Below are 16,100 nucleotides of genomic sequence, written 5' to 3' on the forward strand. Positions count from 1 at the left end.
TACTTTAACACCATATCAGCAGGCGGAGGGCTCACGGAATAGTTTGTCAAAGAAATGACAGGACGGGATATCGCTTATGGAGAACTGCCAGAAAAAAGAGAGGCGGGAGGCCCGCCTCGATCGTGATGTGATTATTTTTTAGTTTTAGGCCGCTTCAATCTTGCGAACCTTCTCCGGCAGCTTTACCGGTCGGGTCGCCAGTTCATCCGGGGCGAAGTCGTCGACGTTAATGCTGCGCAGACGGCTGGTTTCAGCACGGACCAGGATGTCCGCCTCGTCCTGATTGATTAACCCTTTTGCCAGCGCGTTACGGGCCAGTTCATCAAGTCGGGTAAAGGACAGATTCTTGCCCAGCTCTTTACAGATACGCTGGTGGATAGGATCTGCCGCCATCACATCAAGCAGCGCTTCCTCCAGCAGACCGACCGGGTTATGCTCGCTCGGCGTCAGATACTGACCGCGGCCGATACGAGAACGCGTCGCGCTCGGAACCTGCAGGATTTTCGCGACTTTATGATCCAGCTTGTCTGAAGGCGCCAGGTAATGACGTCCGGTCGGGAAGATAGCCACGCGAAGCGCGCCCGCTACCAGACGATTCGGGAAGTTCACCAATAGATCGTCAATCGCCTGCTCGGCCTGATACAGCGCATCCTGTACCCCCCAGTGCACCAGCGGTAAGTCCGCTTCGTTACGCCCCTCATCGTCATAGCGTTTCAGGACCGCCGACGCCAGGTAGAGCTGGCTCAGCACATCGCCCAGACGCGCAGAAATTCTTTCACGACGCTTCAGACTACCGCCCAGTACCGCCATTGAGACATCGGACAGCAGAGCCAGGTTGGCGCTCAGGCGGTTCATATGCTGATAGTAGCGACGAGTGGCATCGCGGGTCGGCGAGCTGCTGGTAAGGCCGCGAGTCAGGCCCAGCCAGAAACTGCGTACCTTGTTGCTTCCTACGTGGCCGATGTGTTTAAACAGCAGCTTATCGAAAGCGTTAACGTCGTTATTCTGCGCCGCCGCCATTTCATCAAGCACGTATGGATGGCAACGAATCGCCCCCTGGCCGAAGATCATCATGCTGCGGGTAAGAATATTCGCGCCTTCAACGGTGATGGCGATAGGCGCGCCCTGATAAGCCCGCGCCAGGAAGTTTCCGCTGCCGAGCATAATGCCTTTACCACCGGTAATATCCATTGCATCGATGATCGAGCGCTGGCCGCGGTGGGTACAGTGGTACTTCACGATTGCCGACAGTACCGCGGGTTTTTCGCCAAGCATAATGCCGTAGGTAATCAACGAGGCGGCAGCATCCATTACGTAGGCGTTGCCTGCAATACGCGCCAGCGGTTCTTCGATTCCTTCCATTTTACCGATGGAGATTTTGAACTGGCGGCGAATGTGCGCATAGGCGCCGGTGGCCATGGCGACAGACTTCAGGCCCCCGGTGGCGTTCGATGGCAGGGTGATACCGCGACCTACGGATAAGCACTCAACGAGCATCCGCCAGCCCTGGCCGGCCATGGTCGGGCCACCGATAATGTAGTCGATAGGAACGAAAATATCTTTTCCCTGGGTCGGACCATTCTGGAATGGAACGTTCAGCGGGAAATGACGACGACCGATCTCAACGCCCGGCGTGGTTGTCGGGATGAGGGCGCAGGTAATACCCAGCTCTTCTTCACCTCCCAGCAGACGGTCGGGGTCGGAGAGTTTAAATGCCAGCCCCAGCACGGTGGCGATAGGAGCAAGCGTAATATAGCGTTTGTTCCAGGTCAGACGCATACCCAGCACCTGCTGGCCTTGCCATTCGCCCATGCAGACCACGCCGGTATCCGGAATCGCGCCGGCATCTGAACCCGCTTCCGGGCTGGTCAGCGCGAAGCAGGGAATTTCCTGGCCGCGAGCCAGGCGTGGCAGATAGTGATTTTTCTGTTCTTCCGTACCGTAATGCTGCAGCAGCTCGCCCGGGCCTAATGAGTTAGGCACGCCGACGGTAATCGCCAGAATACCGGAGACACCCGACAACTTTTGCAGAACGCGAGCCTGTGCATAAGCGGAGAACTCCAGCCCGCCGTACTCTTTCTTAATGATCATCGCAAAGAAGCGATGCTCTTTCAGATAAGCCCACAGCTCCGGCGGCAGATCCGCCATTTCGTGAGTGATTTCAAAGTCGTTCGCCATTCGGCAGGCTTCTTCAACCGGGCCGTCAATAAAGGCTTGTTCTTCGGCAGTCAGGCGCGGCTGCGGGTAGTTGTGCAGTTTCTGCCAGTCGGGATTGCCGCGGAACAGATCGCCTTCCCACCATGTTGTCCCGGCATCAATTGCTTCTTTCTCGGTACGCGACATCGGCGGCATGACCTTACGGAAAGCGCGGAAGGCTGGCACTGAAATCATAGATTTGCGCATCGGCGCAAAATTGAACGGCAGTAAAAAGATGGCCAGCGGGACCAGCAGCCAGATATTCCACAGCCCTGCAACGCCTAGCGCGGCGGTCCAGAGCAGCAAAATCGCGCTGCTGAGCAGCAGACTGATTCGGTGATAGAAGAGCGCACCGAGTAAAACAACGGTTGCAACAATACTCAAAATCATCATAGAGAAATGCTCCCTGTCTTGTAGGAGGTCTGACCACTTGTGATGATATGGTTGTAGTGGATGTAATTTGTTTTAGCAATGTGTTTACAAAATAATTACAACCTTGCTCACATTGTTGTACGGAATTGCGGCACATAAAAGCAAAACGCCAGAGGATAACCGCGCCTGCGGCTTCTCGCTTCGCCGGCTATCCGGTAAACTGCCTGGGTTATCCCACCCATACTGAAGGATTATCCTCATGTACCAGGATCTTATTCGTAACGAACTGAACGAAGCCGCCGAAACGCTGGCCAATTTTCTGCAGGACGAAGCCAATATCCATGCGATTCAGCGCGCAGCGGTGCTGCTGGCGGATAGCTTTAAGGCCGGCGGTAAGGTGCTCTCCTGCGGTAATGGCGGTTCGCACTGCGATGCGATGCACTTTGCGGAAGAGCTGACCGGGCGCTATCGGGAAAATCGCCCCGGCTATCCGGCCATTGCGATTTCAGATGTGAGCCACCTTTCTTGCGTGAGTAATGATTTTGGCTATGAATATGTTTTCTCTCGCTATGTGGAATCTGTGGGGCGTGCAGGGGACGTACTGCTGGGGATCTCCACTTCCGGAAATTCTGGTAACGTCATCAAAGCGATCGAAGCTGCCCGCGCTCAGGGCATGAAAGTTATTACCCTGACCGGTAAAGACGGCGGTAAAATGGCAGGCTCTGCGGACGTTGAAATCCGCGTACCGCATTTTGGTTATGCCGACCGCATTCAGGAAATCCATATTAAAGTGATTCATATCCTGATTATGCTGATCGAAAAAGAGATGGTTAAAGCTTAAGAGGCTATTTTGTTAGCCATTTTGACCCCGGTCAGTGCTCAGACAAAACTCACCGAGTTTTGAACGCCCTTCAGGGCGGCCCGGAGGGTGAGCGTAGCGAATCATCCTCACGTACATGATGTACGCTCCGGTTTCTGTGCGCTGGCCGTGTCCAAACTGACAGCACCAATAACGCCTTTTATGTTTCAGTAAGTGGTATGAGGTGATCTATGTGCGAACTGCTCGGGATGAGCGCGAATGTGCCAACTGATATTTGTTTCAGCTTTACCGGGCTGGTTCAGCGCGGTGGCGGAACCGGGCCGCATAAGGACGGCTGGGGAATTACCTTTTATGAAGGTAAAGGCTGTCGCACATTTAAAGATCCGCAGCCTAGCTTTCAATCGCCCATCGCTAAGCTGGTGCAGGAATACCCCATTAAATCCTGCTCGGTTATCGCCCATATTCGTCAGGCCAACCGCGGTATTGTCGCGCTGGAAAATACTCATCCCTTTACCCGCGAACTCTGGGGACGTAACTGGACCTATGCGCACAACGGTCAGCTGGAGGGTTATGAGTCTCTCGAGACGGGAAATCTGTATCCTGTCGGGGAAACCGATAGCGAAAAGGCGTTCTGCTGGCTGCTACATAGCATCACCGAACGCTATCCGGAAATGCCGGGAGACATGGTTGAGGTTTTCCGGTTTATCGCCACGCTCGCCGGGGAGCTGCGTGAAAAAGGCGTGTTTAACATGCTGCTCTCCGATGGGCGCTACGTCATGGCGTTTTGCTCAACGAATTTATACTGGATTACGCGACGGGCGCCGTTTGGCGTAGCGACGCTGCTGGATCAGGATGTCGAGATTGACTTTCAACGCGAGACCACACCGAATGATGTGGTCACCGTTATCGCCACCCAGCCGCTGACCGGTAACGAAACCTGGCATAAAATCATGCCAGGCGAGTGGGCGCTATTTTGCCTCGGGGACCGTGTAGTTTGAAGCAAGCTGTGGCTGAACGACTTCGTGGCTGAGCGGTTTGCTCACTACGTAGCGGCCATCGACTACGGAAACCACTGGCGGCTTGTGCGTCAGGCGGAAGTAATCATACCCGGGTTTCAGCTGCTTCCAAAAATCCGCGAAGTAGGAAAACTTGTGGCGCGCCATGTTGGCATCGGTCATGCGGAAAGGATAAATACTCACCTGAACGTTGGGCTGACCAAAAACTAAGGCGCCGGTGACGAACTGGAAAATCTCGTCAATGCCGGTATCGGTCATGGCGTAGCAGCCGACCGATACGCAGGCTCCGTGAATCATCAGATATTTGCCTTCGTAACCATGCGCGCGATCGTAGGCGTTCGGAAAGCCGATATTGATCGCTTTATAGAAACGACTATCGGGTTTTAACTGGTTACGGGAAACATTGTAAAAACCTTCCGGGCTTTTGAAGTCGCCCTGACGCTGCTTTGGCCCGAGACCGCCGGAGTAGTTACAAATGCGGTAGCTGTCGAGAAGCTGCCAGGTTTCGCCCATCTTGACGTAAAGATCGAGCATGCGCTCTTCTTTAAAGATCTCAATGTAGACCGGCGAGCCCATGAGCTGCTGCTTATACTCTTTGCTCATCGGCGTTGTCGAGCTGTTACTGCTAAGTAGCCCTGCGAATGAAACGCATGGCAACAGAAGCATCGCAATAAATAATGCGATTTTGCGCATACTACTTGTTCCTTGATAAAACAAATAACCACATTGCCAGGACGGCAAGAGAGACCCGAAATCAGAGTATTCTGGTTTTAGAGCGCTCACATTAGCATCACGGCATTTTTTCGCAAGCACGACGTGCTGCGTTTACGTCTGAGTTTTCCGTTATAGCGAATCCTGGGGCAAAGTGCAGTCAGAACTTTGCGTAATAGCTCGCATTTTAGAACCACTTAGTGGCGGTTTGTCTACAGGCGCCGCTCACGAAATGTTACACTTGGCCCGCTAACTGTTCAGGGTAAGAAAGGATGCTTCTCTCCCGTCTTGTGAATCACCAGGACTATGATGTTCCTTTCTTCCTCATATATTCCATTAATTATGCTGGCCTCGGCCCGAAACCGGGGTTTAAGTAACGGATACCTGCTAACGATATGATTAAAATCACGAAAGGGCTGAATTTGCCCATAGCTGGCATGCCATCACAGCAGATTTCTTCGAAGACTGCGGTCAAGCGCGTTGCGCTGTTGGGTGAAGAGTACATCGGTATGCGCCCATCAATGGCGGTGCGTGAAGGGGACCGGGTGCAAAAAGGTCAACTTCTGTTCGAAGATAAAAAAAATCCTGGCGTGCGTTTTACTGCACCTGCGAGTGGAACCGTCAGCGCCATTCATCGCGGCGAGCGCCGGGTTCTGCAGTCGGTCGTTATTGATGTGGATGGCGAAGAGTCCGTTCATTTTCCCCGCTATGAATTAGCCGAACTTGCCGGATTGACGCGCGAGAGCGTTCAGCAGCAGCTGCTGGAGTCCGGGCTGTGGACGGCATTTCGCACCCGCCCTTTCAGTAAAATACCTGCGCCGGGCAGCGTTCCTGCGGCCATTTTTGTCACCGCGATAGACACGAATCCGCTGGCGGCCGATCCTCAGCCAATCATTCTGGCCCAGCGCGAAGCGTTTGACGCCGGTTTGACGCTGTTGACGCGGTTGACCGACGGTAAAGTTCACGTGTGTCAGGCTGGCGGCGGCAAGCTTGGCGGGCATCCTGTCGGCCAGGTGACCTTTAATCAGTTTGCCGGTCCGCATCCGGCCGGGCTGGCGGGGACTCACATTCATTTTCTTGAGCCGGTCAGCCTGAAAAAGCAGGTCTGGCATCTTAACTATCAGGATGTTATCGCCGTCGGCAAAGTGTTCCTTGAAGGGGAGTTGTACAACGAACGCATCGTTGCTCTTGGCGGCCCGCAGGTCAAAGAGCCTCGTTTGTTAAAGACCTGCTTAGGCGCCAGCCTTGATGAACTGCTTGAAGATGAGCTGCTGGACGATGAAAACCGCATTATCTCTGGTTCAGTCCTCAGCGGAACCCATGCGCGCGGGCCTCATGCTTTCCTTGGGCGCTTTCATTTACAGATAAGCGTTGTGAAAGAGGGGCGCGAGAAAGAGCTATTCGGCTGGGTGATGCCGGGGAAAGATAAATTCTCCATTACCCGTACCACCGTCGGCCACTTTCTGAAGCGTAAGCTATTTAATTTCTCGACGGATACCAACGGCGGCGAGCGGGCTATGGTACCGATTGGCAACTATGAGCGAGTGATGCCGCTGGATATTCTGCCCACCATACTGCTGCGCGATTTGCTGGCGGGAGATACCGACAGCGCGCAGGCGCTGGGCTGTCTGGAACTGGATGAAGAAGACCTGGCGCTTTGCACCTACGTTTGTCCCGGCAAGTATGAATATGGTCCGGCATTGCGCAGCGTGTTAACCCAGATTGAGCAGGAAGGATAAGTGATGGGCTTAAAGCAACTGTTTGACAAACTTGAGCCGCACTTTACGCACGGCGGCAAGCTGGAAAAATACTACCCGTTGTTCGAAGCGACGGCGACCCTGTTCTATACACCCGGTCAGGTGACGCGCGGAGCGGCGCACGTCAGAGACGCCATCGACCTTAAGCGGATGATGATACTGGTGTGGTTCGCCGTTTTCCCGGCGATGTTCTGGGGAATGTATAACGTTGGTCTGCAGACCATACCGGCGCTGGCTAAATTATATAGCGCTGAACAGCTGCAGCAGGTCATCGCCGGGAACTGGCACTACAGCATTGCCCAGTGGCTGGGGGTAAACTTCACCGCAGATGCCGGCTGGCTCAGTATGATGACGCTGGGTGCGGTATTTTTCCTGCCTATCTACATCACCGTGTTTCTTGTCGGTGGGTTCTGGGAAGTCCTGTTTGCTATCGTGCGTAAGCACGAAATAAACGAAGGCTTCTTCGTGACCTCAATCCTGTTCGCGCTGATTGTACCGCCATCGCTGCCGCTATGGCAGGCTGCGCTCGGGATCACGTTTGGCGTCGTCATGGCCAAGGAGATCTTTGGCGGAACCGGGCGTAACTTTCTCAACCCGGCGCTGGCGGGGCGGGCCTTTCTGTTCTTTGCCTGGCCGGCGCAAATTTCCGGCGATCTGGTGTGGACCGCAGCGGATGGTTTTTCCGGCGCGACGCCGCTGTCCCAGTGGGCTAGCGGCGGCGGTGAATCGCTGATTAATGTCACAAGCGGACAGCCGGTAAGCTGGATGGATGCCTTCCTCGGCAATATTCCGGGCTCGATTGGCGAGGTTTCGACGCTGATGATTCTGATCGGCGGCGCCATCATCATTTTCGGTCGCGTGGCTTCCTGGCGCATTGTCGCTGGGGTATTCCTCGGCATGGTGGCTACCGCGACGCTGTTTAACTTCATTGGCTCTGATACCAACCCGATGTTTGCCATGCCGTGGTACTGGCATCTGGTTCTCGGCGGTTTTGCTTTCGGCATGATGTTTATGGCGACGGATCCGGTGTCCGCGTCGTTTACGGATAAGGGTAAATGGAGCTACGGCCTGCTGATCGGCGTGATGTGCGTCCTGATTCGCGTCGTCAACCCGGCCTATCCGGAAGGGATGATGCTGGCGATCCTCTTCGCCAACCTCTTTGCGCCGCTGTTCGATTACCTGGTGGTGCGGGCCAATATTAAGCGGAGGAAGTCGCGTGGCTGAGAATAAAAGTAACGATAGCATCGGCAAAACGCTGCTGGTGGTGCTGGTGCTTTGTCTGGTCTGCTCAATCGTGGTCGCCGGTTCTGCCGTGGGGCTAAAATCACGCCAGCAGGAGCAGCGCGCGCTTGATAAACAGCGCAATATCCTGGCGGTTGCTGGTCTGATGAAGCAGGGAATGAGCGCAGATGAAGTGGCCGATATTTTTAAGGCCCGCATCTCTCCACGATTAGTCGATCTCGCTAGCGGGGAGCTGCTGGATAAAGACCCGAGCAAATTTAATCAGGCCCAGGCCCTGAAAGAGCCGCAGCAGAGCTTGCAGCTGGAAGCCAGCCAGGATCCGGCGGGTATTAAACGCCGCAGTAATATCGCCGAAATATATCTGGTGCGTGATGAAAAACAGCAGATTCAGGAAGTCGTACTCCCTATTTACGGCAACGGTCTGTGGTCGGTGATGTACGCGTTTGTGGCGCTGGAAACCGATGGCCGTACGGTAAAAGGGATCACTTATTACGATCATGGCGAAACGCCGGGGCTGGGCGGGGAAATTGAAAACCCCAACTGGCGCCAGCAGTTCGTCGGTAAACAGGTGCTTGATGATAAAGGGATGCCTGCGCTGAGAATCGTCAAAGGCGGCGCGCGTCCTGGCGACCTGCACGCCGTTGATGGCCTGTCGGGCGCAACGCTGACGTCAAACGGCGTGCAGCATAGCTTTGATTTCTGGATGGGCAAACTGGGCTTTGGCCCATTCCTGCAAAAGGTGCGAGAAGGGGAGCTGAATAATGGCTGATTTGGGCGACATGAAAGAAATGAAGCGCGTGCTGGTGGGGCCGCTTATCGCTAATAACCCTATCACTCTGCAGGTACTGGGCGTCTGCTCCGCGCTGGCGGTGACCACCAAGCTGGAGACCGCTTTTGTAATGACCATTGCGGTGACGCTGGTTACGGCATTCTCCAGCATGTTTATCTCCATGATTCGCCACCACATTCCGAATAGCGTGCGCATCATTGTACAGATGGCGATTATCGCTTCGCTGGTTATCGTCGTCGATCAGGTGCTACGCGCGTTTGCCTATGAGATCTCGAAACAGCTTTCGGTTTTCGTCGGTTTGATCATCACTAACTGTATTGTGATGGGGCGCGCCGAAGCCTATGCCATGAAGTCGCCGCCGTTGGCGAGCTTTATGGACGGTATTGGCAACGGTCTGGGATACGGGGCGATCCTTATCATCGTCGGTTTCCTGAGAGAGCTGATCGGCAGTGGTAAGCTATTCGGTATTACCGTGCTGGAAACGGTGCAGAACGGCGGCTGGTATCAGCCAAATGGTCTGTTTCTTCTGGCACCCAGTGCGTTCTTCATTATCGGTTTGTTGATTTGGGCGGTGCGCAGCTGGAAGCCTGAACAGCAGGAAAAGGAGTAACCGACCATGGCTCACTACATTAGCCTGTTTGTCCGCGCCGTGTTTGTTGAAAACATGGCGCTGGCCTTCTTCCTGGGAATGTGTACCTTCCTCGCCGTGTCGAAAAAGGTCTCAACCGCTTTCGGTCTCGGCGTTGCGGTAACGGTCGTACTCGGACTGGCGGTACCGATCAATAACCTCGTGTATAACCTGGTGCTGCGTGACGGCGCGCTGGTGGAAGGCGTTGACTTAAGCTTTCTGAACTTCATCACCTTTATTGGCGTGATTGCCGCGCTGGTACAAATTCTGGAGATGATCCTCGATAAGTACTTCCCGACGCTTTATAACGCGCTGGGGATCTTTCTGCCGCTGATTGCCGTTAACTGTGCGATTTTTGGCGGCGTCTCCTTCATGGTACAGCGCGACTATAACTTCACCGAATCCATCGTTTACGGCTTTGGTTCCGGCGTCGGCTGGCTGCTGGCGATTGTGGCGATGGCGGGTATTCGCGAAAAAATGAAATACGCAAACGTGCCTGCGGGTCTGCGCGGGTTAGGGATCACCTTTATTACCACGGGTCTGATGGCGCTGGGCTTTATGTCATTCTCCGGTGTGCAGCTATAAGGGCGGAAAGTATGGAAATAATTCTTGGCGTAGTGATGTTCACGCTGATCGTCCTGGTGCTATCCGGGCTGATATTGGCCGCGCGTTCGAAGCTGGTGAATGCGGGCGATGTGGTCATTGAAATCAATAACGAAGCGGATAAACAGATCCGTACTCCGGCGGGCGACAAGCTGCTGAATACGCTCTCCAGCAACGGAATCTTCGTCTCGTCGGCCTGCGGCGGGGGCGGCTCCTGCGGCCAATGCCGGGTGACGGTGAAAGAGGGCGGCGGTGATATCCTGCCTACCGAACTTTCTCATATCACCAAGCGTGAGGCGAGAGAGGGATGCCGCCTGGCCTGCCAGGTCGCGGTGAAGCAGAACATGAAAATTGAGCTGCCGGAGGAGATTTTTGGCGTTAAGAAGTGGGAATGTGAAGTTATCTCGAACGATAACAAATCCACTTTTATCAAAGAGCTGAAGCTGCGCGTGCCGGACGGCGACGCGGTTCCGTTCCGCGCAGGCGGGTATATTCAGATCGAATGTCCATCGCACAAGGTCGCTTATGCTGACTTTGACGTTCCGGATGAGTATCGCGGCGATTGGGATAAATTTAATCTCTTCCGCTATGTCTCGGATGTAAAAGAGCCTACGTTACGCGCCTACTCCATGGCTAACTATCCGGAAGAGAGGGGCATCATCATGCTCAACGTGCGTATCGCAACCCCGCCGCCGCAGGTACCTGATGCGCCTCCGGGAATTATGTCTTCCTATATCTGGTCGTTGAAGCCGGGTGATAAAGTGACGATTTCCGGGCCGTTTGGGGAATTTTTTGCCAAAGAAACGGACGCTGAAATGGTCTTTATCGGCGGCGGTGCCGGGATGGCGCCGATGCGCTCGCATATTTTCGATCAGCTTAAGCGCCTGCACAGTAAGCGTAAAATCAGCTTCTGGTACGGCGCGCGCTCTCTGCGAGAAATGTTCTATGATGACGAATTCGAGCAGCTGGCACGTGAAAATCCGAACTTTACCTTCCACGTGGCGCTCTCCGATCCGCAGCCTGAAGATAACTGGACCGGTCATACCGGCTTTATTCACAACGTCCTGTATGAAAACTATCTGCGCGATCACCCGGCGCCGGAAGATTGTGAATTCTATATGTGCGGGCCGCCGGTGATGAACGCCGCGGTCATCAAAATGCTGAAAGATCTCGGCGTTGAGGATGAAAACATCATGCTCGACGATTTTGGAGGCTAATGATGCTGACGGTATTTGTCGCGACCTTTGTGATTTTCGCGCTGGTTATTCTGGGAATGTCGCTCGGGTATCTGATCAAGCGAAAAACTATCCAGGGCAGCTGCGGGGGGATCTCATCGCTGGGTCTGGAAAAGGTCTGCGACTGCCCTGAGCCCTGCGATGCGCGTAAAAAACGCATGGCACGCGAAGCGCAGCGCAATCAGGATCGCATCATTTAACTAGCAGGCCGCACCGTGCGGCCTTTTTTGATTTACCACGTTTTCGCTTTTGCCGGTGAGTCAACCATTACGCCGTCGGCGCCAAGCTCGCTTGCCGTACGAAAATCATCAGCATTATTAATGCCGAAGAATATGATATGGGCTTTGCCCTGTGAGCGGAAACAGTCCATCGCTTCTTTATCCCAGGTGAGTGTGGCCGGCGATACGCCTTCGCCCAGGGTGAACTTCTCGATGACTTCTACTTTGCGTTTCAGCTCAAGGCCGTACCAGTGCTCGTCCCCTGGTGAGTTGGTGGGCTGACACTGGTGGCTAAGAGAAATGGTCGCCAGCTTTGTTCGCGTTTCGTCCCGGCTGACGAAATGGGGAATTGACTCTGGTAGCGCTGCGATATAGCGAGCGTCCGTTGAATACACGCGTACGCGGGCGAGGCTATGGGTTTTATTTAACACATCGCCAAGCCGAGCCGCCATTATCGCAGGGTCGGCATCAGGCGATTTGATATCGATATAAAAGAAGGTCTCCGGCCACTGTTCCAGCACCGATTGTAGCGTGGGAATCGTTGCATTTTTACCGCGCCAGGGGTGAGTTTCATCGCCCCATTTCCACCCCGCGTCCATGCGTGCCAGTTCGGCTGCGCTATAGCTTGAGATTTTCCCTGTATGATTAGTCAGCGCGGAAAGATCGCCAGGACGATATAAAACCGGGACGCCATCCTGGCTTAATTGCACCGTTATCCAGATCGCCTCGGCCTTATTTTCCAGGGCGAGTTTTATTGCTGGAAGCGTATTTTCCGGGGCATCGCCGGTACCTCCGCGATGAGCAATAAGCTGAGGTGCTGCGCAGGCGCTGCTGGTAATAAGTAAACCGAGCGCAGTTACTATTGATTTCATGATTGGGTTTTACCTTATTTATTAATATAACTATATGAAAAATAAATCATATTTGTTGCATTTTTATGTTGTAGCACGTTTTTTAAGGTTGTGGATTTAAAAAGATTAAATTTCGCCATAGTTTGCTATACTGTATGCATGTACAGTCTAAGGTTTGGCTATGCGTAAAATCATCCATGTAGATATGGACTGCTTCTTCGCAGCGGTTGAAATGCGTGATAACCCGGCGCTGCGCGATATCCCTATCGCCATTGGCGGCAGTCGGGTACAGCGCGGCGTTATCAGTACGGCTAACTATCCGGCGCGTAAGTTCGGCGTGCGCAGCGCTATGCCTACCGCCACCGCCCTGAAACTTTGCCCACACCTGACGCTCCTTCCCGGCCGTTTCGACGCTTACAAAGAGGCCTCGAACCATATCCGGGAGATTTTTTCCCGCTATACCTCGTTAATCGAACCCCTATCGCTGGATGAAGCCTATCTTGACGTCAGCGACAGCGTCCATTGTCAGGGGTCAGCAACGCTGATGGCGCAGGAGATCCGTGAGACCATCCATCGCGAGCTCAATCTGACTGCTTCTGCCGGCATTGCGCCGGTAAAATTTTTGGCAAAAATCGCCTCGGATCTGAATAAACCTGACGGCCAGTTTGTCATTGCGCCGCACCAGGTAGCGGAGTTTGTCAAAACGCTGTCGCTGTCGAAGATCCCGGGCGTCGGCAAAGTCTCCGCCGCGAAGCTGGAAAGCATGGGCCTGAGAACCTGCGAAGATGTACAGAACAGCGATCTGGCAATGTTGCTCAAGCGCTTTGGTAAATTCGGGCGAATATTGTGGGAACGCAGCCACGGCATTGATGAACGAGAAATCAGCAGCGAGCGCCAGCGCAAATCGGTGGGGGTTGAGCGAACCCTGATAGAGGATATCCACGAATGGGCGGAGTGTGAGTCGATTATTGAGAACCTCTATCCAGAACTTGAAAGGCGCCTGGCGAAAGTTAAACCGGATTTGCGGATTGCTCGCCAGGGGGTCAAGCTGAAGTTTAATGATTTCCAGCTCACGACCCAGGAGCATGTCTGGCCCCGGCTGAATAAAGATGATTTGATTTCCACCGCGCATAAAGCCTGGCACGAGCGGCGCGGAGGTCGGGGAGTCAGGCTGGTGGGGCTACATGTGACGCTGCTTGATCCGCAGCTGGAGCGGCAACTCGTTTTGGGACTGTAACAATGTTAACAATAAGAATGTACGAAGAGGGGGATTTTCCAGCGCTATGCTCACTCTTTTTACGCGCCGTTAAAGAGACCGCCAGCGCCGATTATTCCCCGCGGCAAATTGCCGCCTGGGCACAGGTTGATGAAGAACGCTGGCGACAAAAACTCGCGGCGTCACGCGTACTGGTGGCAATAAATGATGCCTCGCCGGTCGGGTTTATTACCGCCGTAGATGACTATATCGATTTACTCTTCGTTTCTCCCGACTATAGCCGCCAGGGCGTCGCCAGCGCGCTGCTCAATACGCTATTGAGGCAGCTTCCTGAGCGCATTTATACGGTAGAGGCCAGTATTACGGCAAAGCCCTTTTTTGCGCGTCATGGCTTCACGGTTATTCAGCCACAGGAAGTGGAGGCGCGGGGTGAACGTTTTCTTAATTATTTGATGCGGCGGCAAATCGGCTTGCAATAGATTTAACGCCTGATTACTATACGCGCACTTTCACCTATTTATTAACTGCAAAGGAGGTTCACCATGAATACAGATTTCCAGAACGCACTTTGCAGGCCTTCCCAGGAATAACTCTCTTTTTTGCCCTGGTAACGTCTGCCACATCCTTTATTTATTTTTTAATATGGATTGGTATATGGGCAATAATGTTCATTATACGTCTGAATCTATTTCTTATATTCGTTCAGACGATCTGTGGATCGAAGGTTTAGCGATCCAACAATTACACACGACGGCAAATTTACCCCACATGCAGCGCGTGGTGGGAATGCCAGACTTACATCCCGGGCGTGGCTATCCCATCGGCGCAGCCTTCTTCTCGCTGGGCCATCTCTACCCGGCACTGGTGGGTAACGATATCGGCTGCGGCATGGCGCTGTGGCAAACGGATATCCTCGCGCGAAAATACAATGCGGATAAGTTTGAGAAGAAACTGTCCGCTATGGGGGACGTTGCGCAAGCAAGCTGGCTGGACGAGCATCTGCCGGAAAATTTGTTGACCCATCCCTGGCGCAGCGCCCTGGGATCGATTGGCGGCGGTAACCATTTCGCTGAACTGCAGCAGGTGGAGCAGGTTGTGGATAACGACCGTTTCCAGCAGGCCGGCCTTGATGCTCAGCGCCTGCTGCTGCTGGCGCACAGCGGATCGCGCGGCCTCGGGCAATCCATACTGCAGCGCCATATTGCGGCTTTTTCGCACGATGGCCTGGCGGAAGGTAGCGCTACGGCTCGGGATTATCTGGCAGAACATGATGATGCGCTGGCTTTTGCACGCGTGAATCGTTATCTGATTGCCACCCGCATCCTGCAACAGATACGGGCCGACGGACGGAGCGTACTGGATATCGCGCATAACTTTGTCGAGTCCTGTTCTGTTGACGGGCTGCAGGGTTGGCTGCATCGCAAAGGGGCTACGCCGGACGACCGGGGCCTGGTGATAATCCCGGGATCTCGCGGCGACCACAGCTGGCTGGTGCAGCCTGTTACCCGCGAGGAGACCCTGCATTCGCTGGCGCATGGCGCCGGGCGGAAATGGATGCGAACCGAATGCAAAGGGCGCCTGTCCGGCAAATATACGCCGGCTCAGCTGGCGCGCACCGAGCTGGGAAGCAGGGTGATCTGCCGCGATCGTCAGCTGATCTATGAAGAAGCGCCGCAGGCGTATAAATCCGTTGAAAGCGTACTTAACTGTCTGGTGCAGGCCGGACTGGTCGAACCGATCGCCCGTCTGCGTCCACTGCTGACGCTGAAAACCAGCGGAGGGAAAAGCGCATGATTTTATTGCAACTCTCTTCCGCTCAGGGGCCGGATGAATGCTGTCTGGCGGTGAAACTGACGTTGGAGCGGCTCATAAAGGAAGCCGCAGAGCGGCGGCTTTCCCTGACGCTGTTGGAAAGTGAGCCAGGACGTCATGCCGGCACCCTGCGTTCTGTTCTGCTTTCGCTGGATGGTGACGGCGCGTTTGCTTTCAGCGAAAGCTGGTGCGGCACTTTACAATGGGTCTTTTCCAGTCCGTTCAGGCCGCATCACGGGCGCAAAAACTGGTATGTTGGCGTAGGGCGCTTTTCCTGCGATGAACAGATGCTCTCCAGCGAGATCCGCTTTGAAACGCTGCGCTCTTCCGGACCTGGCGGGCAGCACGTGAACAAGACCGATTCCGCGGTGCGCGCCATTCATACGGCAAGCGGCATCAGCGTAAAGGTGCAGTCGGAGCGGAGTCAGCATGCGAACAAACGGCTGGCGCGTCTGCTGATTGCCTGGAAGCTAGAACAGCAGCGGCAGAATGAGAGTGCGGCGTTGAAGTCTGAGCGGAGAATGTTCCATCATCAGATTGAGCGCGGTAATCCGCTGCGAACGTTTAGCGGGCGTTAATGAGCGAGTCGTTATAAAGAAAAGGCCCACTTCCTGAGGAGTGGGCCTTTGTTGT

Annotated in this window: 16 protein-coding genes; 13 read left to right on the forward strand and 3 right to left on the reverse strand. The window is 54.3% G+C overall.

Annotated elements, in window-relative coordinates; all coding sequences use genetic code 11:
• Positions 1-144: 144 nt before the first annotated feature.
• Positions 145-2,589 (reverse strand): acyl-CoA dehydrogenase FadE, encoded by a 2,445-nt coding sequence (gene fadE / locus IAE27_RS26615; protein WP_108704186.1) that lies wholly within the window; start codon positions 2,587-2,589, stop codon positions 145-147.
• 238 nt (positions 2,590-2,827) lie between these two features.
• On the opposite strand from fadE, the gene lpcA reads away from it, so the two are divergent.
• Both lpcA and IAE27_RS26625 read left to right on the forward strand, forming a co-directional pair.
• A complete protein-coding gene (lpcA, locus tag IAE27_RS26620) occupies positions 2,828-3,409 on the forward strand; it encodes a D-sedoheptulose 7-phosphate isomerase (RefSeq protein ID WP_004099149.1) in 582 nt (193 codons plus the stop codon).
• A gap of 209 nt (positions 3,410-3,618) precedes the next feature.
• Entirely contained in the window at positions 3,619-4,386 is a 768-nt protein-coding gene (locus IAE27_RS26625) for a class II glutamine amidotransferase (protein ID WP_004099151.1), read from the forward strand.
• On the opposite strand, the gene dpaA is transcribed toward IAE27_RS26625, so the two are convergent.
• Positions 4,357-5,097 carry a peptidoglycan meso-diaminopimelic acid protein amidase gene (gene dpaA, locus IAE27_RS26630; RefSeq protein ID WP_004099152.1) on the reverse strand — a complete coding sequence of 247 codons (741 nt, stop codon included), beginning with the start codon at positions 5,095-5,097 and terminating at the stop codon, positions 4,357-4,359. The genes IAE27_RS26625 and dpaA overlap by 30 nt on opposite strands.
• Before the next feature lie 413 nt (positions 5,098-5,510).
• Between dpaA and IAE27_RS26635 the strand changes: the two genes are divergently transcribed.
• The 7 genes from IAE27_RS26635 to nqrM are packed head-to-tail and all read left to right on the forward strand — an operon-like array spanning position 5,511 to position 11,570.
• Positions 5,511-6,854, forward strand: a complete 1,344-nt coding sequence (locus IAE27_RS26635) for a Na(+)-translocating NADH-quinone reductase subunit A (RefSeq protein WP_070557122.1) — start codon at positions 5,511-5,513, stop codon at positions 6,852-6,854.
• Between the two features lie 3 nt (positions 6,855-6,857).
• Complete coding sequence (locus IAE27_RS26640) at positions 6,858-8,096, forward strand: NADH:ubiquinone reductase (Na(+)-transporting) subunit B (RefSeq protein ID WP_154022324.1); 1,239 nt, start codon at positions 6,858-6,860, stop codon at positions 8,094-8,096.
• The gene (locus IAE27_RS26645; protein ID WP_200093088.1) at positions 8,089-8,883 is read left to right on the forward strand and encodes a Na(+)-translocating NADH-quinone reductase subunit C; all 795 of its coding nucleotides are present in this window, start codon (positions 8,089-8,091) and stop codon (positions 8,881-8,883) included. Before IAE27_RS26640 ends, IAE27_RS26645 begins: the two co-directional genes overlap by 8 nt.
• On the forward strand, positions 8,876-9,514 hold the full coding sequence (locus tag IAE27_RS26650; protein ID WP_004099162.1) for an NADH:ubiquinone reductase (Na(+)-transporting) subunit D: 639 nt from the start codon (positions 8,876-8,878) through the stop codon (positions 9,512-9,514). Before IAE27_RS26645 ends, IAE27_RS26650 begins: the two co-directional genes overlap by 8 nt.
• A gap of 6 nt (positions 9,515-9,520) precedes the next feature.
• On the forward strand, positions 9,521-10,117 hold the full coding sequence (gene nqrE / locus IAE27_RS26655; RefSeq protein WP_004099164.1) for an NADH:ubiquinone reductase (Na(+)-transporting) subunit E: 597 nt from the start codon (positions 9,521-9,523) through the stop codon (positions 10,115-10,117).
• Between the two features lie 11 nt (positions 10,118-10,128).
• Positions 10,129-11,352: an NADH:ubiquinone reductase (Na(+)-transporting) subunit F gene (gene nqrF, locus IAE27_RS26660; protein WP_154022325.1), complete on the forward strand. Its 1,224-nt coding sequence runs from the start codon at positions 10,129-10,131 to the stop codon at positions 11,350-11,352.
• A gap of 2 nt (positions 11,353-11,354) precedes the next feature.
• A complete protein-coding gene (gene nqrM, locus IAE27_RS26665) occupies positions 11,355-11,570 on the forward strand; it encodes a (Na+)-NQR maturation NqrM (protein WP_004099168.1) in 216 nt (71 codons plus the stop codon).
• A gap of 32 nt (positions 11,571-11,602) precedes the next feature.
• On the opposite strand, the gene IAE27_RS26670 is transcribed toward nqrM, so the two are convergent.
• Complete coding sequence (locus IAE27_RS26670; protein ID WP_154022326.1) at positions 11,603-12,460, reverse strand: glycerophosphodiester phosphodiesterase family protein; 858 nt, start codon at positions 12,458-12,460, stop codon at positions 11,603-11,605.
• Between the two features lie 160 nt (positions 12,461-12,620).
• Between IAE27_RS26670 and dinB the strand changes: the two genes are divergently transcribed.
• From dinB to prfH, 4 genes are all read left to right on the forward strand, one after another.
• Positions 12,621-13,676, forward strand: a complete 1,056-nt coding sequence (dinB, locus tag IAE27_RS26675; RefSeq protein ID WP_017146578.1) for a DNA polymerase IV — start codon at positions 12,621-12,623, stop codon at positions 13,674-13,676.
• A 2-nt stretch (positions 13,677-13,678) separates the two neighbouring features.
• Positions 13,679-14,134, forward strand: a complete 456-nt coding sequence (locus IAE27_RS26680; RefSeq protein WP_004110781.1) for a GNAT family N-acetyltransferase — start codon at positions 13,679-13,681, stop codon at positions 14,132-14,134.
• 175 nt (positions 14,135-14,309) lie between these two features.
• Positions 14,310-15,449: an RNA ligase RtcB family protein gene (locus IAE27_RS26685; protein ID WP_023329276.1), complete on the forward strand. Its 1,140-nt coding sequence runs from the start codon at positions 14,310-14,312 to the stop codon at positions 15,447-15,449.
• A complete protein-coding gene (prfH, locus tag IAE27_RS26690) occupies positions 15,446-16,045 on the forward strand; it encodes a peptide chain release factor H (protein ID WP_016809608.1) in 600 nt (199 codons plus the stop codon). Before IAE27_RS26685 ends, prfH begins: the two co-directional genes overlap by 4 nt.
• The last annotated feature ends 55 nt before the right edge of the window (positions 16,046-16,100 follow it).

The organism is Klebsiella sp. S69 (assembly GCF_016516145.1).
Classification (GTDB): Bacteria; Pseudomonadota; Gammaproteobacteria; order Enterobacterales; family Enterobacteriaceae; genus Klebsiella; species Klebsiella oxytoca.

Excerpts from the sequence above, each read along its gene's own strand:
- fadE (WP_108704186.1), bottom strand. The coding sequence starts at position 2,589 with ATGATGATTTTGAGTATTGTTGCAACCGTTGTTTTACTCGGTGCGCTC.
- lpcA (WP_004099149.1), top strand. The coding sequence starts at position 2,828 with ATGTACCAGGATCTTATTCGTAACGAACTGAACGAAGCCGCCGAAACG.
- IAE27_RS26625 (WP_004099151.1), top strand. The coding sequence starts at position 3,619 with ATGTGCGAACTGCTCGGGATGAGCGCGAATGTGCCAACTGATATTTGT.
- dpaA (WP_004099152.1), bottom strand. The coding sequence starts at position 5,097 with ATGCGCAAAATCGCATTATTTATTGCGATGCTTCTGTTGCCATGCGTT.
- IAE27_RS26635 (WP_070557122.1), top strand. The coding sequence starts at position 5,511 with ATGATTAAAATCACGAAAGGGCTGAATTTGCCCATAGCTGGCATGCCA.
- IAE27_RS26640 (WP_154022324.1), top strand. The coding sequence starts at position 6,858 with ATGGGCTTAAAGCAACTGTTTGACAAACTTGAGCCGCACTTTACGCAC.
- IAE27_RS26650 (WP_004099162.1), top strand. The coding sequence starts at position 8,876 with ATGGCTGATTTGGGCGACATGAAAGAAATGAAGCGCGTGCTGGTGGGG.
- nqrE (WP_004099164.1), top strand. The coding sequence starts at position 9,521 with ATGGCTCACTACATTAGCCTGTTTGTCCGCGCCGTGTTTGTTGAAAAC.
- nqrF (WP_154022325.1), top strand. The coding sequence starts at position 10,129 with ATGGAAATAATTCTTGGCGTAGTGATGTTCACGCTGATCGTCCTGGTG.
- nqrM (WP_004099168.1), top strand. The coding sequence starts at position 11,355 with ATGCTGACGGTATTTGTCGCGACCTTTGTGATTTTCGCGCTGGTTATT.
- IAE27_RS26670 (WP_154022326.1), bottom strand. The coding sequence starts at position 12,460 with ATGAAATCAATAGTAACTGCGCTCGGTTTACTTATTACCAGCAGCGCC.
- dinB (WP_017146578.1), top strand. The coding sequence starts at position 12,621 with ATGCGTAAAATCATCCATGTAGATATGGACTGCTTCTTCGCAGCGGTT.
- IAE27_RS26680 (WP_004110781.1), top strand. The coding sequence starts at position 13,679 with ATGTTAACAATAAGAATGTACGAAGAGGGGGATTTTCCAGCGCTATGC.
- IAE27_RS26685 (WP_023329276.1), top strand. The coding sequence starts at position 14,310 with ATGGGCAATAATGTTCATTATACGTCTGAATCTATTTCTTATATTCGT.
- prfH (WP_016809608.1), top strand. The coding sequence starts at position 15,446 with ATGATTTTATTGCAACTCTCTTCCGCTCAGGGGCCGGATGAATGCTGT.